Annotated in this window: 14 protein-coding genes; 9 read left to right on the top strand and 5 right to left on the bottom strand. The window is 63.8% G+C overall.

Annotation, left to right across the window (positions count from 1 at the left end):
* Positions 1-6: 6 nt before the first annotated feature.
* Positions 7-1,902: an HDOD domain-containing protein gene (locus DBR47_RS01430; RefSeq protein WP_124446207.1), complete on the bottom strand. Its 1,896-nt coding sequence runs from the start codon at positions 1,900-1,902 to the stop codon at positions 7-9.
* Between the two features lie 229 nt (positions 1,903-2,131).
* Complete coding sequence (gene hrpA / locus DBR47_RS01425; protein ID WP_231512105.1) at positions 2,132-5,953, bottom strand: ATP-dependent RNA helicase HrpA; 3,822 nt, start codon at positions 5,951-5,953, stop codon at positions 2,132-2,134.
* Between the two features lie 141 nt (positions 5,954-6,094).
* On the opposite strand from hrpA, the gene argA reads away from it, so the two are divergent.
* The 9 genes from argA (at position 6,095) to hemH (ending at position 19,890) form a co-directional block, all read left to right on the top strand.
* Entirely contained in the window at positions 6,095-7,435 is a 1,341-nt protein-coding gene (gene argA, locus DBR47_RS01420) for an amino-acid N-acetyltransferase (protein WP_124446206.1), read from the top strand.
* 80 nt (positions 7,436-7,515) lie between these two features.
* Positions 7,516-7,788: an oxidative damage protection protein gene (locus DBR47_RS01415; protein ID WP_124446205.1), complete on the top strand. Its 273-nt coding sequence runs from the start codon at positions 7,516-7,518 to the stop codon at positions 7,786-7,788.
* A gap of 123 nt (positions 7,789-7,911) precedes the next feature.
* Entirely contained in the window at positions 7,912-8,958 is a 1,047-nt protein-coding gene (locus DBR47_RS01410) for an extracellular solute-binding protein (protein WP_124446204.1), read from the top strand.
* A gap of 195 nt (positions 8,959-9,153) precedes the next feature.
* Entirely contained in the window at positions 9,154-9,450 is a 297-nt protein-coding gene (locus DBR47_RS01405) for an H-NS histone family protein (protein WP_124446203.1), read from the top strand.
* A 383-nt stretch (positions 9,451-9,833) separates the two neighbouring features.
* A complete protein-coding gene (locus tag DBR47_RS01400; RefSeq protein ID WP_197046803.1) occupies positions 9,834-12,950 on the top strand; it encodes a GGDEF domain-containing phosphodiesterase in 3,117 nt (1,038 codons plus the stop codon).
* Positions 12,951-12,960: 10 nt separating this feature from the next.
* On the top strand, positions 12,961-14,934 hold the full coding sequence (gene dnaG, locus DBR47_RS01395; RefSeq protein ID WP_124446201.1) for a DNA primase: 1,974 nt from the start codon (positions 12,961-12,963) through the stop codon (positions 14,932-14,934).
* Positions 14,935-15,318: 384 nt separating this feature from the next.
* Positions 15,319-17,553: an RNA polymerase sigma factor RpoD gene (gene rpoD, locus DBR47_RS01390; protein ID WP_124446200.1), complete on the top strand. Its 2,235-nt coding sequence runs from the start codon at positions 15,319-15,321 to the stop codon at positions 17,551-17,553.
* 235 nt (positions 17,554-17,788) lie between these two features.
* Positions 17,789-18,757, top strand: coding sequence for an adenylate/guanylate cyclase domain-containing protein (locus tag DBR47_RS01385; protein ID WP_124446199.1), 969 nt, complete (start codon positions 17,789-17,791; stop codon positions 18,755-18,757).
* Between the two features lie 41 nt (positions 18,758-18,798).
* On the top strand, positions 18,799-19,890 hold the full coding sequence (gene hemH, locus DBR47_RS01380; protein ID WP_124446198.1) for a ferrochelatase: 1,092 nt from the start codon (positions 18,799-18,801) through the stop codon (positions 19,888-19,890).
* A gap of 68 nt (positions 19,891-19,958) precedes the next feature.
* Here hemH and DBR47_RS01375 read toward each other — a convergent pair whose 3' ends face one another.
* The 3 genes from DBR47_RS01375 to DBR47_RS01365 all read right to left on the bottom strand — a co-directional run bounded on the left by DBR47_RS01375 (position 19,959) and on the right by DBR47_RS01365 (position 23,137).
* Positions 19,959-21,464, bottom strand: a complete 1,506-nt coding sequence (locus DBR47_RS01375) for a tripartite tricarboxylate transporter permease (protein WP_370454850.1) — start codon at positions 21,462-21,464, stop codon at positions 19,959-19,961.
* Positions 21,455-21,991, bottom strand: coding sequence for a tripartite tricarboxylate transporter TctB family protein (locus DBR47_RS01370; protein WP_231512072.1), 537 nt, complete (start codon positions 21,989-21,991; stop codon positions 21,455-21,457). Before DBR47_RS01370 ends, DBR47_RS01375 begins: the two co-directional genes overlap by 10 nt.
* 183 nt (positions 21,992-22,174) lie before the next feature.
* On the bottom strand, positions 22,175-23,137 hold the full coding sequence (locus DBR47_RS01365) for a tripartite tricarboxylate transporter substrate binding protein (protein ID WP_124446197.1): 963 nt from the start codon (positions 23,135-23,137) through the stop codon (positions 22,175-22,177).
* Positions 23,138-23,219 lie beyond the last annotated feature (82 nt).

Genomic DNA, 23,219 nt, shown 5'->3' with positions numbered 1-23,219 from the left:
AAATTATCAGTTCTTGTCCTTGGTCTGCGCCGGATTGATGCTGGGCAGGCGCGAACGCAGGGCCGAGGGTTTGGGTGCTGCTTGCGAGTCATAGCGAAGCGCGGCGCGAGCCTCCAACTCACCCAGGCCCGTTTCGGGACCCGCCTGCTGCCTGGCCTCGGCCTCTTCATGGGCTTTGGCGGCAGCCGGGTTGATGGCTTCGTAAACCTCGCGCAGGCCCAGGCCCAAGGCGCGCGCATAGCGCCGGGTGGCCACTTCGATTGCATGGGTCTGCCGCTTGGGATCCTTGTTTTGCAAGGCATCGACCAGCTCATTGGCCAAGCTGCAGCTCAGGCGCAGCAGATCGGAGTCAGTCTCGGAATGCCGCACCGGTGCGTCGGGCGACTGGCGGCGAATCATATGGATCAGCTCATCCCCCAGATTCCAATGCCGGGCCACGGCCACGCCTAGGCTTTCCAGATCGCAGCCCAGCACGGCAAAGGCCGCCGCCTGCTCACTCAGGCTGGCGGGATGGGGGTTGTCCGCCGTGGGCTCGGGCGGCAGCATCAGCTGGCGGATCTGCTGGGCATCGTCCGGGAAGTGGTACTGCAGCAGCAGGCGGCCCAGGTTTTGCATCACGGTGATCAGATAGACCACCTCGCCGTCATAACCCGCCGGCCGCAGGGCCTGGGCGATCTGACCGGCCTGCTGAACGCGGCCCATCAGGCTCTTGAGCATGGCCGCCTGAATTTCACTCAGCGGCCCCGGCCAGGGCTTGAGCGAACGCGCGGCTTGCTGCACACCCTCCAGGCCCAGCATGGCGATGGCACGCTGCATATTCAGCACCGTGCCATCCACGGCCGCGCCGTTTTGCTTCAAAGAATTATTGACCCGGCGCAGCAGCTCCAGGCTCAAGGCCATGTCCTGCAGGGCCAGGGTGGACAGGGTGCTGGCATGTTGGCGCTCCAGGGCCGAGGACTGGCCCACCCGCTGCAAGGCGGTGGAGGTGCTGGGCAGATGACCGATGCGCTGCAGCTTGTCCATCAACAAGGCGATCGGCCCGCCCTGATCCTGGGCCACCGAGGTGCGCCAGCCATCGAGCGCGCGGTAGAAGCTGCGCGCCATGTGATAACGCTGGCGGGCCTGGCGATCGGTAGCGCGGTTGCAGATGGCGCGCAAGGCTTCGGGAATTGGGTGGGGCGTCTCCCAACTCATGCGCACCAGCTCGCGGCCCAGGGGCTGCATCTGCTGCACGGTGAGCTGCAAATCGCTTTGCTCCAGCACATGGCGGCCGCTGAGGATGCGATGCAGTATCAAGCCCACACAAAGCACATCTTCCTGGGCCGACTCGCGCACGGCGCGGCGGGTCACGGCGTTGAAGTCCACATTGGCCGGGAACACCTCTTGCGCCACTTCCAAGCCTATGACCTTGACCTGGTTGCTGGGGCTGATAAGAAGGGTGGCGCATTGCACATCACGGTGGGCATGGCCGGCCTCGTGGGCAAAGGCCAGGCCTTCCAGGTATTGGCAGATCCAGTCCGCCGCGTCCACCGGCAGCGGTGCGGCTTGGCGGGCCAGGCGTTCGTCCAGGGTCTCGCCCAGGGCACGGTCGTAGGCGATGAAGGGCCATTGCTCGACCTGGCCCACCTCGATCACCGGCGCCAGATTGGGGTGCTGCACCCGCGCCACCCCATTGGCCATGCGCAGCCAATGCTCCAGGGCCGCCGCACTATTGGGCGCCGTGCGCGGCAGGCAGAGGATCAGCTCCTGACCCAGACGCTCATCAAACACCAGCCACAACATGCTGCGCCCGCTCTTGCTGAGCAAGGCGCGCAACTCAAAACGCCCAAAGCGGCGCATCGGCGCACGGCTGGCGGCAGCAGGAGCGGCAGCCGGGGCTGCGGAAGCGTCGTTGGCAGACATGGGTGGCGGGCGGCCTGGCGCTGGGCTTCAGCGCAGTCAAATAGTTGATTGAGTCAAAAAAACCGAATCGAAATCCGGGGGACTATGCGCCTATTGGACACAAAAGCCCTGGCTTTTGAAGGGCAAAGCAGCGCAGGAAAGCCCAGGTAATTCGGTTACAAATTGTCAGAACTCACGCAAACCCGCGATTCATGGGCGCTCGAATCGCCGTCGGGCCGCAGCCCTTCCCTCAGTTGGAAATCTGCGCCCAGACTTTTTCCAGGCGCTTGACGCTGACCGGCTGGGGCGTGCGCAGCTCCTGGGCAAACAGGCTCACCCGCAACTCCTCCAGCTGCCAACGGAAGTCGGCCAGGCGGGCGTCGGCCGTGCCCTTGAGCTCGATCACGCGGCGCAGATAGCGCTGCTCCAGCGGGCGCAACTCAGCCAGGAGCTTGGCATCGCGTGCGGCATCGGCCCGCAGCTTATCCAGCCGCGCGGTAATCGCCTTGAGATAGCGCGGCAGATGCTGAAGCTGGGCCCAGGGCGTGGCGCTGACAAAGTTCTTCGGGCAAAGGCGTTGCAGCTGGGCCGTCACATCCTCCGCCACATCCTTGGCTGCGCGGGCGTCCTTGAGCTTGCGCGAAGCGGCGCTGAACTCGGTCAGAACCACACCGGTCTGACGGGCAACTTCCTGGGCGATCAGATTGAGGCGCGAGCGCCCTTCTTCCAGTCGCGCCTTGAACTGGAACTCGTCTTTGGGCAAGGGCTCGGCCAGGAAGGCACGGTCCAGTGCCACGCCGATGATCTGCTCGCGCAGGTCTTCGGCCGTGCCCAGGCTCATGAAGAGCACCGACATCTTCTGCAGATCGGGGATGTTTCTTTCCAGGAACTTGAGCGGCTCCTTGAGCTGCAAGGCCAGCAAACGACGCAGGCCCAGGCGGTGCTTGGCGGCCGCCACCTCGGGCTCGTCAAAGACCTCGATCTCCACATGCGCGCCGCGATCGATCAGGGCCGGGAAGCCGATCAGGGTCTGCGCACCACGGCTGACTTCCATCAACTCGGGCAGCTCGCCAAAAGTCCAGGCCGTATACGTCTTGGCCGCATCCTGCACAGGCTTCTTATTTGGCTGAACAACCTCGGCGCGGATGCCGCCCTTGGCCACCGGCGGAAGCGGCGCGGCCGGCGCTTGCTGTTGCGCCGAAGCCGGCAGCTTGAGCGCCGCCAAGGCCTGGAAGGCGGAACGCGCCTGCCCGCCCAGCTCCGCCTTCAAAGCCGCCAGATTGCGGCCCTGGCCCAGCTGGCGGCCATGCTCGTCCACCACGCGGAAGTTCATGAACAGATGGGCTTGCAGCTGTTCTAACTTGAAGTCATTGCGCTGCACCGCGATCTGGCTGCGTTCTTTCACCGCCTTCAGCAAGACCTCAACCAAAGCACCTTGCGCGAAGGTGTGCGTCGCGGTGAACTCCTTGATGAAGTCCGGCAGCGGCACCAGGCGCGAGCGCGGGCGCTGATGCAAGCTCTTCAGCAAGGCCATGATCTTGGCCTCCAACATGCCGGGCACCAGCCATTCGGCCCGCTCCTCGCTGACCTGGTTGAGGGCGTAGATGGGCACGGTGACGGTGACGCCGTCGCGCGCATCGCCCGGCTGGTGCAGATACTCGGTCGCGCAGTCCACGCCACCCAAACGCAGCATCTTGGGAAAAGCGCTGCTGGTGACGCCGGCGGCCTCATGCCGCATCAGCTCGTCTTGGCTCAGATGCAAGAGCTTGGGCTCGGCCTTGCTGGCCTGGCGGTACCAACGTTCCAGCGTGGCGCCTGAGCAGACATCAGGCGGCAGCTGGCTGTCGTAATAGGCGTAGATCAGCTCGTCATCGACCAGCACGTCCTGGCGGCGGGACTTGTGCTCCAGCTCCTCCACCTTTTTGATTTGGCGCGCGTTGTGTGCCAGAAAGGGCAGGCGTGACTCCCATTCCCCATTGACCAGGGCCTCGCGGATGAAGATCTCGCGCGCGGCCTTGGGGTCCACATTGCCGAAGTTGACCCGGCGGCTGTTGTAGATGACGATGCCGTACAGCGTGGCCCGCTCCAGCGCGATCACCTCGGCGGCTTTTTTCTCCCAGTGCGGCTCCAGCAGCTGGGTTTTGATCAAGTGGCCGGCGATGCCGGGCAGCCATTGCGGCTCGATATTGGCAATGCCACGGCCGAACAAACGGGTGGTGTCCACCAGCTCGGCGGCCACGATCCAGCGGCCCGGCTTTTTGCTCAGGTGGGCACCGGGGTGGCGCCAGAACTTGATGCCGCGCGCCCCCAGGTACCAATCGTCCTCATCGCTCTTGCAGCCCAGATTGCCCAGCAGGCCGGCCAACATGCTCAGATGAACTTGCTCGTAAGTTGCGGGGCTGCCATTCATGCGCCAGCCCTGCTCGGCCACCACGGTGTGCAGCTGAGAGTAGATGTCCTTCCACTCCCGCACCCGGCGCGGGCTGACGAAGTTTTCGCGCAGCAAGGCCTCGTAGCGGCGGTTGCTGAGCTTGTGTTCGCCGTGGCCGCCTTTGGCCTCTTCGATCCACTTCCACAGCTTCAGATAGCCCAGGAACTCGCTCTTCTCGTCGTCAAACTTTTTGTGCTTCTCGTCCGCCGCCTGCTGCTGCTCCATGGGGCGGTCGCGCACATCCTGGCCGCTCAGGGCGCTGGCGATGATGAGAATCTCGCTCAAGGCCTCGCGCGAACGGGCTTCCAGAATCATGCGGCCCACGCGCGGGTCCAGGGGCAAGCGCGACAGCTCCTTGCCCAGCGGCGTCAACTCATTGAAGTCATCGACAGCGCCCAGCTCCTGCAGCAGTTGGTAACCATCGGCAATCGCCTTGCGGGGCGGCGGCTCGATAAAGGGGAAGTTGTCCACCTGGCCGAGACCCAGGGCCTTCATGCGCAGGATCACGCCGGCCAGGGAGGAACGCAGGATTTCCGGGTCGGTGAATTTGGGACGGGCGAGGAAGTCCTTCTCGTCGTAAAGCCGGATGCAGATGCCGTTGGAAACGCGGCCGCAACGCCCGGCGCGCTGATTGGCCGAGCTTTGGCTGACCGCCTCGATCTGCAGCTGCTCGACCTTGTTGCGGTAGCTGTAACGCTTGACTCGCGCGCTGCCGGGGTCGATCACATAACGGATGCCGGGCACGGTCAGCGAGGTTTCGGCCACATTGGTGGCCAAGACAATGCGGCGCTGGCCGTGAGGCTCGAAGACGCGATCCTGTTCCTGCTGCGACAGGCGGGCGAACAGAGGCAGCACCTCGACGCCGGGCGGGTGGTGCTTGCGCAAGGCCTCGGCGGCTTCGCGGATCTCGCGCTCGCCGGGCAGGAAGACCAAAACATCGCCCCCGCCCTCGCGCCACAACTCATCGACCGCATCGCAGATCGCGTTATTGAGGTCGTACTCGCGTGATTCCTCAAACGGCCGGTAGCGTTGCTCGACCGGGAAGGTTCGGCCCGAGACCATCAAGACCGGCGCCGGGCCCTTGGCCGACTCGAAATGCTTGGCGAAGCGGTCGGCGTCGATGGTGGCCGAGGTAACGATCACCTTCAGGTCCGGCCGACGCGGCAAGACCTCGCGCAGATAACCGAGCAGGAAGTCGATGTTCAGCGAGCGCTCGTGCGCCTCGTCAATGATGATCGTGTCGTAAGCCTTGAGCAGCGGATCGGTCTGGGTCTCGGCCAGCAAAATACCGTCCGTCATGAGCTTGACGCTGGCCCCCGGCTGCAAGCGGTCCTGGAATCGAACCTTGTAGCCGACGATCTCGCCCAGCGGCGTCTTCAACTCCTCGGCGATGCGCTTGGCGACGCTGCTGGCGGCGATGCGCCGCGGCTGGGTGTGGCCGATCAGCTTGCCGGTGTTGGCACGGCCGCGGCCCAGGGCCAAGGCGATCTTGGGCAACTGGGTGGTTTTGCCCGAGCCGGTCTCGCCACAGACGATGATGACTTGATGCTCGGCCAGCGCCCGCGCGATGTCCTCGCGCCGGCTGGAGACGGGCAGCGATTCGGGGAAGGTGATGGGAGGCAGCGGGTTGGCGGTTTGGATCCGGGCATCTTGCTGAGGCCTGGGCCGGCGCGCTGCGTGCGGCTTGGGGTTGGGGGTCTGATCGTTCACGAGGCGCGGATTATCCGTGCTCCGCAGACCAAAGCTAAAGGTAGCGCCGAATCACTGCGGCACAATCTCGGTATGAGCCTGGTTTTCCCCCACACCTTCGTCCCCTGGTTTCGCTCCGTCGCGCCCTATATTCACGCCTACCGAGGTGAGACCTTTGTGGTCGGCATGACCGGTGAGCTGGTGGCGGCCGGCAAGCTCAACGCCTTTGTCCAAGACCTCGCCATCCTGCATGCCATGGGCATCAAGATCGTTTTGGTGCATGGTTTCCGCCCCCAGGTGAATGAGCAATTGGTGGCCAAGGGCCACCCGGCCCGCTACAGCCAAGGCATGCGCATCACCGATGCCGTGACCCTGGACTGCGCGCAAGAAGCCGCCGGCCAGCTGCGCTTTGAGATCGAAGCCGCCTTCTCCCAAGGCCTGCCCAACACGCCCATGGCAAATGCGGCCGTGCGGGTGGTGTCGGGCAATTTCCTGACCGCTAGGCCCGTGGGCATCGTGGACGGCGTCGACTTCCAGCACAGCGGCGTGGTGCGCAAGGTCGATGCCACGGCCATCCAGAAGGCCATCGACATCGGCGCCATCGTGCTGCTCTCGCCCTTTGGCTTCTCGCCCACCGGCGAGGCCTTCAATCTGAGCATGGAAGATGTGGCCACCAGCACCGCCATCGCCCTGCAGGCCGACAAGCTCTTGTTCGTCTGCGAGGTGGCGGGCGTGCCCGAGAACCCCAAGGACCCGGCCAGCCCCATCGACACCGAGTTGGCCGTCAGAGACGCCCAGCGCCTCTTGGCCGCCAGCCCCAAGCCGACCTCCCCCACCGATGTGGGCTTTTATCTGCAGCACTGCGTGCGGGCCTGCTTGGGCGGCGTGGAGCGCTCCCACATCCTGCCGCTGGCGGTGGATGGCGCCCTGCTGCAAGAGGTCTACACCCACGACGGCATCGGCACCATGGTGGTGGACGAGAAACTGGAAAGCCTGCGCGAGGCCAGCTCCGACGATGTGGCCGGCATCATTGCCCTGATCGAGCCCTTCGAGCGCGACGGCACCCTGGTCAAGCGCGACCGCACCGAGATCGAACGCGATGTCGAGGTCTACACCGTCATCGAGCACGACGGGGTGATCTTCGGCTGTGCGGCGCTCTACCCCTATGTCGAGGCCAAGACGGCCGAGATGGCGGCGCTGACCGTCTCGCCCGCCGTGCAAGGCCAGGGCGACGGTGACCGCATCCTGAAGCGTGTGGAGCAGCGCGCCAAGGCCATGGGCCTGTCCAGTATTTTTGTGCTGACCACCCGCACCATGCACTGGTTCATCAAGCGCGGTTTTGTGCAGGTAGACCCGGAATGGCTGCCCGAAGAGCGCAAGCGCAAATACAACTGGGACCGCCGCTCCCAGGTGCTGGTCAAGAAGATCGCTTGACCCCGCCCAAGCCCTGTTTTTAGCGGGGCGCTACAGTGCGCCCCAAGCATTTTTCTCGACTTTTCTGAAGAGGTATCGCCATGGCTCGCACCGTGCAATGTGTTTATTTGAAGAAAGAAGGCGATGGCCTGGACTTCGCGCCCTACCCCGGCGATCTGGGCAAGCGCATTTATCAAGAAGTCAGCAAGGAAGCCTGGGCCCTGTGGCTCAAGCACCAGACCATGCTGGTGAATGAAAACCGCCTGAACCTGGCCGATCTGCGCGCCCGCCAATACCTGGCCCGCCAGATGGAGCAATTCTTCTTTGGCACGGGTGCCGAAGCGGTGGCGGGCTATGTCCCGCCAGCGGCTTGAGCGAAGCTCCAAAGCTGTAAAAACCATGGGCTCGCAATGAGCTCGTGCAGCAGATAAACAAGAATCATTCTTGTTTGAGGTAAACTTCAGGCCATCTTTTCACTAGGCCTGGAGTCCAGCCCCATGCGTATCACCCGCTTTGCAAAACCCCTGCTGACCGCCGCTGTTTTGAGCGCGCTGGCTACAGCCGTCACGGCCCAGGACAAAGTCCTGAATCTCTATTCGGCCCGTCACTATCAAACCGACGAAGCGCTCTACGCCAATTTCACCAAGGCCACCGGTATTCGAATCAACCGGGTGGATACCGACGATGCCGGCCTGCTGGCTCGCCTGAAAAGCGAAGGCGGGGCCAGCCCGGCCGACGTGGTTTTGCTGGTGGATGCCGCACGCCTTTGGCAGGCTGAAGAAGACGATCTATTCCTGCCCGTCAAATCCACCGTGCTGGAACAAAGAATCCCCGCCCATTTGCGCGCCAAGGCCAGCGACAAGGGCACGGCTTGGTTTGGCCTGTCGACACGCGCCCGCGTGATCGTTTACAACAAATTGAACGTCAAGAAACAAGATGTGCTGAACTACGAGGATTTGGGTGACCCCAAGAATAAGGGCCGGGTTTGCACCCGCTCGGGTTCGCACCCCTACAACCTCTCGCTATTTGGCTCGGTGTATGAGCATCTGGGCGCAGCCGCCACCGAAACTTGGCTCAAAGGTGTGGTCAGCAATATGGCCCGCGCCCCCAAGGGTGGCGATACCGATCAAATCAAGGCCGTGGCCAGCGGTGAATGCGGCGTCGCCATCACCAACACTTACTATTTGGCTCGGATGATGCGTTCGGACAAGCCGGACGACCGCGCGGCGGTAGAGAAAATCGCCGTGGTTTTCCCTAATCAACAAAGCTGGGGCACCCACATCAATATCGCCGGCGGCGCCGTGGCCAAGCATGCCAAGAATCGCGAAAACGCGATCAAATTCCTTGAATATTTGAGCAGCGACGAGGCGCAAGGCTATTTCGCCAACGGCAATAACGAATGGCCCGCCGTGGCTGGCTTGCGCCCCGCCAATCCGGCCCTGGCAGCACTGGGTAACTTCAAGAGCGAAACCATTCCGGTGGCCGCGATTGGCCCGAATCTGCCCAAGGTGCAGCAGCTGCTCGACCGGGTCGGCTACAAGTGATTTGAAAGTGGCGGGGGCGGCAGTATCTACCTGGGAGATACCCGCCCGCCCCTGACTTCCGGCATATGCAAACACACACAAAAAGACAACAAATGAAGGCCCGGTAAAACTCCGGGTCTGGATGTTTCTTTTCTCCCATGCCTATAATGGGCCCGTCCAGGTTTTGCCTCACCCCTATTTCGCGAGGATTTGCATATGTCTTCTCTCAAAGACCTTTTGGCCCAACGGGCCGCGCTTGATGAACAAATTTCGCAAACCAAGGAGCGCGAGCGCGCCGAGGCCATTGCGAAGGTCAAGTCCCTGATGTCGGACTATGGTTTGACGGCTGCAGATCTGAGCACCCGCACGCCTAAGGCCGCCAAGGTTTCCAAGGTTGCCGTGAAGTACCGCAACCAAGCCACTGGTGAAACTTGGAGCGGCCGCGGTCTGCAACCTAAATGGTTGAAGGCCGCTATCGCCGCCGGCGCCAATCTGGCCGACTTCCACGTCTGAGTACGCGGTCAGCGCCGGTGAATTAATCACTGCGCAAATCAAATCAAGGTCACCCACTGTGGTGGCCTTTTTTTTGCCCACGAAAGCTCGGCACAAATCGAGGCTGGGCCGAAGTTCAAACCAGGCCAGCGCGCAGGGATTTGAGCAGCGCCTTTCACAAGTCTTTTGCCGCACTGCACCAAGGTTTTCCCGCCCACTCGAATCGAGGGGGCAAACACCCTAAAGTGCGTACTAGCAACTGCTAGGATTCCCCCCTGGTCCAAGCTTTTGACAGTATTCACGAGGCGGTTTCGCGCTGATTGTCTGGTCCTGAAACCTCGCGCTGGACCTTTGACAAGCCAATGCTCACCCCTTTTTGCAGCCCTGCGCCGCAGCAATTATTCGTGGATGATTTGGACAACATCGCCGTCGCCCCCGCGAACCCAAGCAAGCCGGTCGCCCGGCCTTGGCTGCTGGAGTTCGCGCAGACGCCTTTGCTGGCCCTGGCCTATCTGCTTTGCGCCTGGCTAGGCCTGGCCAGTTTTTCATCGGCGAGCGCAGCCCCCCTGATCTGGCCGCCGGCCGCGCTTGCCTTGCTGGCCTTTTTCTGGCGCGGCCAACGCGCACTCCCCGGCCTGCTGCTAGGTGTTTCTGCTCTGCTGCTAACGCTATTGGCCCAAGACCCCTCCCCCTCGTTCGGCCCACTCAAACCCAGCTGGACCTGGGCGGCGCAAAGAGTGCTTGAACTGGCGGGGCCGGCCGCCGCCGCCTTGTGGTTGCGGCGCTGGGACTTCCAACCCAAGCTGGCTCGCCGCCGCGATCTGCTGCTGTTCTGCGCCGCAGCCCTGGCGCTAGGCCCGGCCCTCAGCGGCCTTTTGCCTCTGCTGCTCAGCCCAGCGGATCAAGCGCCCGGCCGGGCCTGGGCCTTGGGCAGCGCCAGCCACGCGTTCAGCGTGCTGAGCCTGGTTCCCGCCTGGCTGGCGGCACGCGAGCTCTGGCAACACAAAGCCCCCGAACAGCAAGGGATTGCGCGCGCGCACCGGGTGGAGCTGCCGCTACAGCTGCTGCTGAGCCTGGCCTTGCTGGCCAGCGCCGCCGCTTTTTTCGCCGTGCCAAAGGGCAACTCGCCCGGCGCGGCTGCATGGGTGTTCCTTCCCCATCTGCTGCTCTCGGCCATGAGCTTGGGCCAGGGCCGCGCCTTGCCCAGCTTGAGCGCCTTGGCCTTCAGTGCCATGGTCTTGCTGGCCAGCGCCCAGGGCTTGGGGCCTCTGGCCGTGGGGGCGGACGGCCTCTTGCTGCTCTGGGGCTATCTGGCCAGCTTGAGCGCCATCCCTTTGCTAGCCGGCACCTTGAAGGCGCAGCTGAATGAACGCCAGCAAGACTGGCAGCGCGTCTTGGCCAATGCCGATCTGGCCCAGGCCGAATGGCGCTTAAGCCCGCAGGGCGCGAGCCTGGTCAGCGCTTCGCCGCTGTGGCTGCGCGAGTTGGGTCCGCTCGCAAGCGCCCATGCGCCCATCGGCCAATGGCTGGAGGCCTCCCACCCACTGGACCGCGAGCGGGTGCGACAGGCTCTGGAAGGCCTGCTGCCCGCCGTGGGCAAGGACAGCTGTCGCGAGACGGTTCGCCTGCTGGTCAGGGGCAAGGAATGGCGGCATTTCGAGCTGCGCGCCCTGGTGCAGGAGCGCAGCTTTCATGGCGGCCGGCCGGGCCGGGCGCTCTATCTGCAGTGCACACTGGCCGACGTCTCCTGGCGCCACACGGCGGAAGAGCGGCAACGCATGAGCATCAGCCTGTTCCAGCATATGCATGAGGGCTTGATGCTGACCGATCTGGACAACCAGGTGCTGGACGTCAACCCCAGCTACTGCGAGATGCTGGGCGCGAGCCGCGAGGCCTTGATCGGCCAGACCGCCGCCCCGCTCAGCGCGGCCACCTTGCGCCGCTCCGGCCTGGACCCGGCGCAAATGCAGGCGGGCCTGGCCAGCCAAGGCTTTTGGCAATGCCGGGTGCAGACCGAACGCGCTGACGGCAGCCCCTGCCAACTGCAGCTGACCGTCTCCACCATCCCCGAACCCGAGGGCCCGCTGCGCTACCGGGTGGTGACCGTCACCGACCTCACTACCACTTTGCTGCAACAGGAACTGCTGGAGCGCCAGTCTCGCTTTGACGCCTTGACCCATCTGCCCAATCAGGAGGAGTTCATGCGCCGCCTGAACGCAGGCTTGCAGCAAGCCGAACGGGAGGGCTTTCGCCTCAGCATCTGCCGCGTCGACCTGGACCAGTTCAAACGCATCAACAGCCAGCGCGGCAGCGATGTGGCGGACGCCTTGCTGCGGCAAGTGGCGCTGCGCCTGAAGAACGCACTGCGCAGCGCCCCTCAATGGGCCGACACCGTCGCACGCCTGAGCGGTGATGAGTTTGCCCTGCTCCTGCGCAGCAGCAGCCAAGAAGAAACCCATCTGGCCCTGGAACGCCTGCTCAAGGTGCTCTCCATGCCTTATCGCCTGGAATCCTCCGCCGAGAGCGGCGCGGAAGCCTTGGTGCTCAGCATCACCGCCAGCATTGGCGCCACCGTCTACCCGCAGGACAACTCCGATGCCGAGACCTTGATGCGCCACGCCGGCCATGCGCTCTACCGCGTCAAGCACAGCGGCCGCAACGCTTTCCAGCTGTTTGACACCGCCAAGCGCCTGCGCGATGAGGCCAGCCTGATCGCCTTGGCCCGGGTGCAACAGGCCCTGGATGCCGGCGAGCTGCAACTCTTCTACCAACCCAAGATCGATATGCAGAGCGGCGAGGTGCTGGGCATGGAAGCCTTGCTGCGCTGGCAACACCCGGACCGCGGCCTGCTCTCGCCCCTGCACTTTTTGCCCTTGATCGAATCCACCGGCCTGGCGGTGCAAGTCGGAGACTGGGTGATCGAGCAAGCGCTGAAGCAATGTGCCCTTTGGCTGCAGGAGGGCCTGCCGCTGCAGGTCAGCGTCAATGTGACGGCACGCCAGCTGCAGATGCCTGATTTTTCTCAGCGCCTGCTGGAGCTGATCCGCCGCCACCCCGAACCCGTCGCTCGCCACCTCTGCCTGGAGGTGCTGGAGTCGGCTGCCCTGGCCGATGTTGACGCCACCCATGCCCTGATCCAGCGCTGCCGTACTTTTGGCGTGAGCTTTGCGCTGGACGACTTCGGCACCGGCTACTCCACCCTCACCTATCTGAAGCGCTTGCCGGTCGATGCGCTCAAAATCGATCGATCCTTTGTGCAAAACATGCTGATCGACCCGCAGGACAGCGCCTTGGTGGAAGGCGTCATCGGCCTGGCCCGCACCTTTGGCTGCAGCGTGGTGGCCGAAGGCGTCGAATCGAGCGCCCATGCCCAGGCCTTGCTGCGCATGGGCTGCAAGCTGGGCCAGGGCAATGGCATCGCGCCCGCCATGCCCGCGGCCGAGGTGCCGAGCTGGGTGCAAGGCTTTGCTCACACCGAGTGGCGCACCCAGATTGGCGGCAGCGCTGCCGACCTGACTTAGACTCCCCGGGGTGATCCCACCCGGCTTTATCCAAGATTTAATCTCCCGCGTCGACATCGTCGAAGTCGTGGGCCGCCATGTCGAGCTCAAGAAGGCCGGCATCAACCACAAGGGCTTGTGCCCCTTCCACGGCGAGAAGTCCCCCAGCTTCATCGTCAGCCCCACGCGCCAGACCTACCACTGCTTCGGCTGCGGTGTGCATGGCAATGCCCTGGGCTTTTTGATGGAGTACAGCGGCCTGGGCTTTGTCGAAGCGGTGCAAGACCTGGCCCAGCAAGTTGGCATGACCGTGCCCGAGGACGAACGCTCGGCCGAAGACCGCGAGCGCGCCGCTCAGCAAAAGAAGCGCCAGGCCACGCTGACCGATGTGCTGCTCAAGGCCAGCGCCCACTACCGTCTGCAGCTGAAGAAATCTCCGCGCGCCATTGACTACCTCAAGAAGCGCGGCCTGACCGGCCAGATCGCCGCTCACTTCGCCCTGGGCTACTCGCCCGAGGGCTGGCGCACCCTGGCCAGCGCCTTCCCCTCCTACGACGATCCACTGCTGGTCGAATCGGGCATGGTGATCGTGTCGGGCGAAGACGGTGAGGAGCAAAAACGCTACGACCGCTTCCGCGACCGCATCATGTTTCCGATCCGCAATGTGCAGGGCGAGACGATTGGCTTCGGCGGCCGGGTGCTGGACAAGGGCGAGCCCAAATACCTCAACTCCCCCGAGACCCCAGTCTTCAGTAAGGGGCGCGAACTCTACGGCCTGTTCGAAGCCCGCGTCGGCCTGCGCCAGCGCGGCTACGCCCTGGTGGTGGAAGGCTATATGGATGTGGTGGCCCTGGCGCAAAGCGGCTTCAACAATGCCGTCGCCACCCTGGGCACGGCCTGCACGGCCGAGCATGTGCAAAAGCTATTCCGTTTCACCGAGTCAGTGGTGTTCAGCTTTGACGGCGACGCCGCCGGCCGCCGCGCCGCCGGTCGGGCCCTGGAGGCCGCCCTGCCCCATGCCACCGATGTGCGCTCGGTCAAATTCCTCTTCCTGCCGGCCGAACACGACCCGGACAGCTATGTGCGCGAGTTTGGCGCCGAAGCCTTTGAGCGCTATGTCAGCGAGGCGGTGCCGCTCTCACGCCAGCTGATGGAATCCGCCGCCGAGGGCTGCGATCTCGGCAGCGCCGAAGGCCGGGCCCGCATGTTGGCCAACGCCAAACCCTTGTGGCAAGCCCTGCCCACCGGCCTGCTCAAACGCCAGCTGCTGGGCGATCTGGCCCGGCGCACCCAACTGCCCGATCAGGAGCTGATGTCGCTCTGGCAGGTGGGCGCCCCTGCACCCGCCGCACGCGGCGGCCCAGCGCGCGAGGCTTTTGAGCCCTTTGACGGCCATGAACCCTACATCGATTACGGTGCCGCCGACCTTGGCGAGCCCCCGGCCCACCCTGAAGAATCATCCGCCAGCAATCCACCCAAAACCTGGAAGAAGAAGGAGTGGAAAAAGGACTGGAAGCCCAGTGGCAACTGGAAGCGCCGTGGCGAGCCCGAGGACGAAACCCTGGGCACGCCGCGCCACCAACCCGCTGCCAAGGCCGACCACGCGGTGCGCATGCTCCTGCTCAACAGCGCCTGGTGGGCCCAGCTGAACCCAGACGATCAGCTGCTTTTGCATGAGCTGCCTGGCATCCATGGCGAGGTGATGGCCTGGCTGGAACGCCATCTGGTCAATCACGGCCCCGGGCCCTGGTCCACCCTTGAAGCAGCCTTAGCCGAAGAGGAGTGGCTGGACCGAGCCCGCCACCTCACCAAGGACCTGCACAGCGAACCCGAGCCAGAGTTTGAGGACTTCCAGGCCGTGATCAAGGCCTTGCGCCTGCTGCAGCTCAAGGCGGAGTCTCAACGCCTGGCGGCCTCCAACCCGCAGGGTGCTGCCTTCGAGCGCTTCAAGCAGGTGCTGGAGCAGATTCGGGCTTTGGAGGCTGTCAGCAACAGTCCGGGCTGAATCGGTTTTGACCGGGGGCGGCGTTTCCCTGATAATCCACGCTTTTCGCGCGCGGCAAAAGTGACCGCAGCGATTTGCCGGACCCGGCCACCCAGCGAAACTGGGCACCCATAGCGGTATCAAGGCCACCTGTATCCGCCAAGCGCTGCCGACAGTCAAAGGTACACGCTAATTTGCACGCGCCACGTCATGGCCTATCTTTGAGTATCAAAGTTGGCCCTGGCGCATGAAAGCCACCTGGGTCGAGCTTCGCCTTGAAAAGCGCAGTAAACGCCCCCAGGTGGCTACTGCATTGTTCAATCAGGTTTTTGCAAAAATATTTTTGCAAGAATCCCAGTATTTCCAATCCCTGGCCCCGCCCGCCCCATCCACCCGAGGATTTGCATGACTGCTAAGAAGACCGCGCCCAAGGCCGCCGAAGTTGACGAGATCAAGAAACCTGCCGTCAGAGTCGTGAAGGCTGCGAAGAATATTGCTGCGGGCGCCAAGCCTGCAGCGGCGGCGGCACCCGTTGCAGCAGCAACTGAGGACAAGCCCAAGCGCGGCCGCAAGCCCAAGGCAGCGACCGAAACCAAGAAGGCCGGCAAGGCCAAGGCCGAAGTCGAAGAAGAAGACTTCTCCGACCTCGAGGCCGAGCTGGAAGGTGAACCCGAAGCCGAGGCCGAAGTCGCCGATGCGACCGAGGACAAGCCCAAGGCCAAGCCCCTGCGCATGAAGGTTTCGCGCGCCAAAGAGCGCGCGCTGATGCGCGAATTCGGCCTGGAAGAAACCGCACTGACGGAAGAAGAGGCCGCCAAGCGCCGCCACGAGCTGAAGACCCTGATCAAGATGGGTAAGACGCGTGGCTTCCTGACCCACCAGGAAATCAACGACCACTTGCCTGAAAAGCTGGTCAACGAGGAAATCCTCGAGGCCATCATCTCCATGTTGAACGACATGGGCATCGCGGTCTACGAGCAGGCACCCGACGCCGCCACCCTGCTGATCCAGGGCAGCGCCACCGCCACCTCAACCGAGGAAGAAGCCGAAGAAGCGGCCGAAGCCGCCCTGTCCACCGTGGACTCGGAATTCGGCCGTACCACCGACCCGGTGCGCATGTATATGCGCGAAATGGGCACGGTCGAGCTGCTGACCCGCGAAGGCGAAATCGAAATCGCCAAGCGCATCGAAGGCGGTCTGCAAGCCATGATGCTGGCCATCTCGGCCTCGCCCACCACCATCGCCCACATCCTGGACCTGGCCGAGAAGATCCGCGCCGGCGAAAAGACGATTTCGGAAGTGGTGGACGGCTTCGTCGCCGCCGATGAAGCCGACGACTATGTGGCCGAAGAAGACTTCGACGAGTTCGACGAAGAGGACGACGACGACGGCAATGGTGGCTCCAAAGCCCTGACCAAGAAGCTGGAAGAGCTGAAGAACGCCGCCCTGGTCAAGCTGGACTCGCTGGCCGTCAACTTCGACAAGATGCGCAAGGCCTTTGAGAAGGACGGCTACAAATCGGCCACCTACAACAAGGCCCAGCACGCCATCAGCGCCGAGCTGATGACCATCCGCTTCACCGTCAAGACGATTGAAAAGCTCTGCGATCTGCTGCGCTCACAGGTGGACGACGTGCGCCGCTACGAACGTGAACTGCGCAAGATCGTGGTGGACAAATGCGGCATGCCGCAGGAGTACTTCATCAAGACCTTCCCGCCTAACGCGCTGAACCGCGAATGGGCCGAGAAGGAAGTCGCGGCCGGCAAGCCTTACTCCAATGTGCTGGCGCGTAATCTGCCGCCGGTGCAAGAGCTGCAGCAAAAGCTGATCGACATCCAGAGCAAGGCCGTCGTGCCGATTGATGACCTCAAGGACATCAACAAGAAGATGAACGAGGGCGAAAAGGCCTCGCGCGACGCCAAGAAGGAAATGATCGAGGCGAACTTGCGCCTGGTGATCTCCATCGCCAAGAAGTACACCAACCGCGGCCTGCAGTTCCTGGACCTGATCCAGGAAGGCAATATCGGCCTGATGAAGGCGGTGGACAAGTTCGAATACCGCCGCGGCTACAAGTTCTCGACCTATGCCACCTGGTGGATCCGTCAGGCCATCACCCGTTCGATCGCCGATCAGGCCCGCACCATCCGTATCCCGGTGCACATGATCGAGACGATCAACAAGATGAACCGCATCTCGCGCCAGCATTTGCAGGAATTCGGCTTTGAGCCGGATGCGCCGACCTTGGCCGAGAAGATGGAGATCCCTGAAGACAAGATCCGCAAGATCATGAAGATCGCCAAAGAGCCGATCTCCATGGAAACGCCGATCGGTGACGATGACGACAGCCACCTGGGCGACTTCATCGAGGACACCAACAACACCGCGCCTATCGAAGCAGCAATGCAAGCCGGCCTGCGCGATGTGGTGAAGGACATCCTCGACAGCCTGACCCCACGCGAAGCCAAGGTGCTGCGCATGCGCTTCGGTATCGAGATGAGCACGGACCACACGCTGGAAGAAGTCGGCAAGCAATTCGACGTCACCCGCGAGCGCATCCGCCAAATCGAGGCCAAGGCCATCCGCAAGCTCAAGCACCCAAGCCGTTCGGACAAACTCCGCACGTATCTGGACAACCTGTAATCAAGTCGGGCAGATGCGTAGCCGCCGCAAGGCGGCATGTCCCGCTATGCGGGCCATACGGAATTTGCGCCGCAGGCACAAGTTGACGCTTGAAGCCTGAATTGACCCCAAGGGGCTGGAGCAATCCAGCCCCTTTTTTATGGCCAATTCCCGGTAACAAAGCGTGAATTGCTCGACTAAACTGCGGGAAATTTCTTCACAACGATTCATCTAGCGCACCGCGCCACCTCAACCCATGCCCCAGATCCGGGAACGCACTGTTTTGTTTGCCGACTTGCGCGGCAGCACTGCGATTTTCGAATCCCTGGGCAATGCCGAGGCCACGGCTCTGGTGACGCAGACGGTCAGCATGATCGGCCAGGCCGTTGGCGAATGCCATGGCAAGCTGATCAAGACCCTGGGCGATGGCCTGATGGCCGTGTTTGAGACCCCCCGAGACGGTGTGCGCTCCGCCATCCGCATGCACGAATTGCTGGAGCGCGTCGTCGCACGCGGCAAGCTACAGGGCGGCTCACCCAGCCTGCGCGCCCTGCGCATGCAAGTCGCCCTGGCGCGCGGCGAAGTGGTGGAAATGAATGGCGACTGCTTTGGCGATGCCGTCAACGTTGCAGCCCGCTTGCTGGACCATGCCGGCGACAACGAAACCCTGATCACCGTCGAGGTCTTGCTGGGCCTGCCCAGCATGCAAAAAGCGCGTTTTCGCAGCCTGGACCGCATCGCGGTACGCGGCCGCAGCGAACCGGTTCACGTCCATGTGCTGGACCAACCCACTCAAGGCGGCGATATGGCCGCGACCCAATTCGGCGAGGTCGTCCACGCCGTCGAGCCCGACGGCATACGGCTGCAGTGGATGGATCTGGACCGGGTGTTTGACATCGACAGCATGCCCATCGTGCTGGGCCGCAGCGTGCAGGCCACCTACTGCATTACCGACGGTCGGGTCTCGCGCTCGCACGCCCGCATCGACTGGCATGGCGGCAGCTTCTCCATCACCGACCTCAGCTACAACGGCACCTTTGTGCGCTTCGGGGCAGATGGCGAAATCGTCAGCCTCAAGCGTGGCAGCTGCACGCTGCACGGCAGTGGCGTGATCGGCCTGGGCAGCCCGCCCATCGATGCGACCTCCCCCGTCGTGCGCTTTGAAGTGCTGCACTTTGCCGACACCGAGCCGCTCAGCCTGAGTCAAAGCCGAGGACGCCGCTGAATCTTGCGGCGAGCAAGCCGCGGGCTTGCGACAATGGCTGGATGAGCACCCAACCCGAAGCCCCCTTCAGCCACGGCAGCACGCCCAAAACGGCCGTGCTGTATTGCAATCTGGGCACGCCCGATGCACCGACCGCGCCGGCCCTGCGTCGCTACCTGGCTCAGTTCCTGAGTGACCCGCGGGTGGTGGAGATCCCCCGCATCGTCTGGAAGGCGATTCTGCACGGCATCATCCTGCGGGTGCGGCCGGCCAAGTCGGCGGCCAAGTACGCCAGCATCTGGACCAGCGAGGGCTCGCCCCTCAAGGTCTGGACCGAAAAGCAGGCCAAGCTCCTGCAAGGCCATTTGGGCGAGCGCGGCCACAAAATCAGCGTGCGCTATGCCATGCGCTACGGCCAACCCTCCATCGCCAGCACCTTGAGCGCCCTGCGCGCCGAGGGCGTGACCCGGGTGCTGGTCTTGCCGGCCTATCCGCAGTACTCGGGCGCCACCACCGCCAGCGTGGTGGACGATGTCGCGAATTGGGCGCTCAAGACCCGCCACCTGCCCGAACTGCGCTTTGTCAACCGCTACCACGACGACCCGCTCTACATCGCCGCCCTGGCCGACAGCGTGCGCCGCCACTGGGCCGCACACGGCCGGCCAGAAAAGCTAGTGATGAGCTTCCACGGCATGCCGGCCCGTACCCTGGAGCTGGGCGACCCCTACCACTGCGAATGCCTGAAGACCGGCCGCCTGCTGGCCGAGAGCCTGGGGCTGAGCAAGACGGAGTATGTGGTGACCTTCCAAAGCCGCTTCGGCAAGGCCAAATGGTTGGAGCCCTATACCGAGCCCACACTCAAGAAGCTGGCGGCCGAAGGCCTGCGCCATGTCGCGGTGATCTGCCCCGGCTTCAGCGCCGATTGCCTGGAGACCTTGGAAGAAATCAGTCTGGAGGCCCGCGACGCGTTCTTGCAAGCCGGCGGCCAGAAGTTCGACTACATCCCCTGCCTCAATGACGACCCGGCCGGCATGCGCGCTCTAAGCGCCCTGGCCGAGCGCCATCTGCAAGGCTGGCCCACGCAAGAAGCGCCGGACGCTGGCGGCTTGCAGCGCCAGCGCGAACGCGCCCTGGCCCTGGGCGCCAAGGACTGAGTCCTGCCCGCCAACAAAAAAGCCGCTCTGGCCGAGCGGCTTTTCTTTTTAAGTCAGCGGCAGGCCGCTCAGGCGCTGCGCGCCCGCTTGCGCCAGGCTGCCAGGCGCGGCAACACGATCAGCGCCCCCAGCACCACCAGCAAGAAGACCGACATGGGTCGATCCACGAACACCCCCCAGTGGCCTTCGCCGATGGACAGGGCATTGCGCAGCTGCGCCTCGGCCAAGGGACCCAGAATCATGCCCACCACCACCGGTGCGGTCGGGAAGCGATAACGCCGCATCACCACGCCCAGCACGCCGATGGCGTAGAGCAAGAAGAGGTCAAACGCGCTCTGGCGCATGCCGTAAACACCCACGGTGGCAAAGATCAGGATGCCGGCATACAGCGGCGCCTTGGGCACCTTCAACAGCTTGACCCACAGGCCCACCAGCGGCAGGTTGAGCACCAACAGCATGACGTTGCCGATATAGAGCGAGGCGATCAAGGCCCAGACCAGCGCACCGTTGGTATCGAACAGCTGCGGGCCGGGCTGGATGCCGTAGTTCTGAAAAGCGCCCAACAGGATGGCCGCGGTATTGCTGGTCGGGATGCCCAGGGTCAGCAGCGGGATCAGGGTGGCGGTGATGGCCGCGTTATTGGCTGCCTCGGGCCCCGCCACACCTTCGATCGCGCCGGTAGTGCCAAAGGCTTGCTTGTCCTTGGCCAGCTTCTTCTCGGTGGCATAGCTCAAGAAGGTCGGGATCTCGCTGCCCCCGGCCGGGATGCAGCCGAAGGGGAAGCCGATGAAGGTGCCGCGCAGCCAAGAGGGCCAGGAACGTCGCCACTCGCTCTTGCTCATATGCACCGAGCTCATGCGGTTGTGCGTCTCCACCTCCTTGCCCTGGTAGAGCACGGCGTAGAGCGCCTCGGCCACCGCGAACAAGCCCACGGCGATCAGTACCACCTCGACGCCGTCCATCAGCTCCGGCACATCGCCGGTGTAGCGGGCCGTGCCGGAGATCTGGTCAATGCCGATCAGGCCCAGGGCCAGGCCAATGCCCAGCGCCGTCAGGCCACGCACCATGCTTTGACCCAGCACCGCGCTGACGGTGATGAAGGCCAAGAGCATCAGCAAAAAGTATTCGGGCGGGCCCAGCTTGACCGCATGTTCGGCCACCAGGGGCGCGAACAGCGTCACCAGCACGGTGGCGATGGTGCCGGCCACAAAAGAACCGATGGCCGCCGTCGCTAACGCTGCGCCTGCGCGGCCGCTCTTGGCCATTTTGTTGCCCTCCAGCGCCGTCACCATGGAGCCGGCCTCGCCGGGGGTGTTGAGCAAGATGGAGGTGGTGGAGCCGCCGTACATGGCACCGTAGTAAATGCCGGCGAAGAAGATCATCGAGGCGGTCGGGTCCACCTTCAGCGTGATGGGCAAGAGCATGGCCACGGCCGTGGCCGGGCCTATGCCCGGCAGCACGCCCACCGCCGTGCCAATGGTGCAGCCCACCAGGGCCCACATCAGATTGACCGGCGTGCCCGCCGTGGCGAAACCCTGCAACAACTGGTTCCAAACGTCCAACATCAAATCCATCCCGTATTGCTGAGGCCAGGCAAATTAATGGCCAGCAATTGAGTAAAGCCCCAGAACACTGGCGCCGAAATCGCCATGCCCACCAGCGCGTCTTGCAGCCAGATGCGGGGGCGCAGGTCCAGGCGGTCTTCCGCGGAACGGAAGCCACGAATGGCCAGCACATAACAAAGCGCACAGCTGAGGATGAAGCCCAGGCTGGTGATCAGCCAGGCATTCAGCAACAAGCCGGCCGAGACCCACACAAAACCGGCCCAATGGCCGCGCGGAGCGCCGTCGGCATCGCCCATTTCACGGAAGCCGCCTTGCGCGGCCTCTTTCAAAAGGAAGAGTGAGCAAACACCTAGCAAGCCGGCCACCACCCAGGGCAGAAAGTTTGGCGCCACACCGCCGTAACCGGCGAAGTCGGAAATCGTCCGCGCCCCCAAGCCCAGGCCCAAGGCCAGGGCCAGCACACCCAGGCTGACGCCCATTTGCCAGCGCGGGTCGCGCTGCGAACCGGCTTCGTCCGCTTGTTGCTCATCAGCCATCTCAAAATTCCATTTCGCGTTCATTCCATCGTCGGCCCCAACGGCCAGGGTATTTCGGGCCGAGCGCCGGGCCGCCCCAAGCCGGCCCGCCTTGGCGAGACGCTTGGCGGTCAATCCGCCAAGCATCGCCGCCCCCGCGGGGGGGCGGACCAGCGTACCCGCTGGGCCGGGGGCCTATCAACTTCAGATCATCCCGCTCTTGACCATCACAGCGCGCAGGCTGGCGAACTCGTCGTCGACGAATTTGTCAAAGGCCGGGCCGGTCAGCACGGCACTGGTCCAGTTGTTCTTGGCCAGGGCTTCGGTCCAGGCGCGGCTCTTGGTGGCGGCGACGACCAGATCGGTCAGGGCCTTGCGCTGGGCCGGGGTGATGCCGGGGGCGCCGTAGACGCCGCGCCAGTTGCCGATCACCACATCGATGCCCAGCTGCTTGAGCGTGGGCACATTGACGCCGGGCAGACGGGTGTCGGCCGTGATGGCCAGGGCGCGCATCTTGCCGCTGGCGATATAGGGTGCGAACTCGCTATAGCCGCTGCCGCCAATGGTGACGTTGCCGCCCAGGATGGCGGCCGTGGCCTCACCGCCGCCCCGGAAAGCGACGTAGTTGATGCGGCTGGGGTCCACGCCCACGGCGCGGGCCAGCATGGCCGCGGCGATATGCTCGGTGGAGCCGCGCGAGCCGCCGCCCCACTTGACGCTGCCCGGGTCCTTCTTCAATTGGTCGACCACCTCTTGCATGGTCTTGAAGGGGGAGTTGGCGGGCAGCACGAAAACGTTGTATTCGCTGGTCAGGCGCGCGATGGGCGTGGCCTTGTCCAGCGACACCGGCGGACGGCCGGTTATCAAACCACCCAACATCACCGCACCCATCACCATCAAGGCATTCGGGTCACCCTTGCTGGCATTGACGAATTGCGCCAGGCCGATGGCGCCGGCCGCGCCACCCTTGTTGTCGTAATTGACCGTGGCGGCCAAACCGGCATCCTGGATGGCCTTGCCCAAGGCACGGCCGGTGGTGTCCCAGCCGCCGCCCGGGTTGGCGGGCAACATCATCTTCAGATTGAGGCCGGAAGCGCGGGCCGCCAAAGGCAGGCTGCCTGCAGCGCCCAGTGCCAGCAGGGATTTCAGAAAAGTATCGCGACGCATCAATGTCTCCCGTTGACTGCTTGAGATGGATGGAGGTGATGAAGGCAAGGCCTCTATGCCGAATCGGCCACTATAGGACCTC

This window comes from Paucibacter sp. KBW04 (assembly GCF_003852425.1).
Taxonomy (GTDB): domain Bacteria; phylum Pseudomonadota; class Gammaproteobacteria; order Burkholderiales; family Burkholderiaceae_C; genus Paucibacter_A.
This window is presented reverse-complemented; position numbering and strand designations above follow the sequence as displayed.

Excerpts from the sequence above, each read along its gene's own strand:
- DBR47_RS01430 (WP_124446207.1), bottom strand. The coding sequence starts at position 1,902 with ATGTCTGCCAACGACGCTTCCGCAGCCCCGGCTGCCGCTCCTGCTGCC.
- argA (WP_124446206.1), top strand. The coding sequence starts at position 6,095 with ATGAGCCTGGTTTTCCCCCACACCTTCGTCCCCTGGTTTCGCTCCGTC.
- DBR47_RS01415 (WP_124446205.1), top strand. The coding sequence starts at position 7,516 with ATGGCTCGCACCGTGCAATGTGTTTATTTGAAGAAAGAAGGCGATGGC.
- DBR47_RS01410 (WP_124446204.1), top strand. The coding sequence starts at position 7,912 with ATGCGTATCACCCGCTTTGCAAAACCCCTGCTGACCGCCGCTGTTTTG.
- DBR47_RS01405 (WP_124446203.1), top strand. The coding sequence starts at position 9,154 with ATGTCTTCTCTCAAAGACCTTTTGGCCCAACGGGCCGCGCTTGATGAA.
- rpoD (WP_124446200.1), top strand. The coding sequence starts at position 15,319 with ATGACTGCTAAGAAGACCGCGCCCAAGGCCGCCGAAGTTGACGAGATC.
- DBR47_RS01385 (WP_124446199.1), top strand. The coding sequence starts at position 17,789 with ATGCCCCAGATCCGGGAACGCACTGTTTTGTTTGCCGACTTGCGCGGC.
- hemH (WP_124446198.1), top strand. The coding sequence starts at position 18,799 with ATGAGCACCCAACCCGAAGCCCCCTTCAGCCACGGCAGCACGCCCAAA.
- DBR47_RS01375 (WP_370454850.1), bottom strand. The coding sequence starts at position 21,464 with ATGGATTTGATGTTGGACGTTTGGAACCAGTTGTTGCAGGGTTTCGCC.
- DBR47_RS01370 (WP_231512072.1), bottom strand. The coding sequence starts at position 21,991 with ATGGCTGATGAGCAACAAGCGGACGAAGCCGGTTCGCAGCGCGACCCG.
- DBR47_RS01365 (WP_124446197.1), bottom strand. The coding sequence starts at position 23,137 with ATGCGTCGCGATACTTTTCTGAAATCCCTGCTGGCACTGGGCGCTGCA.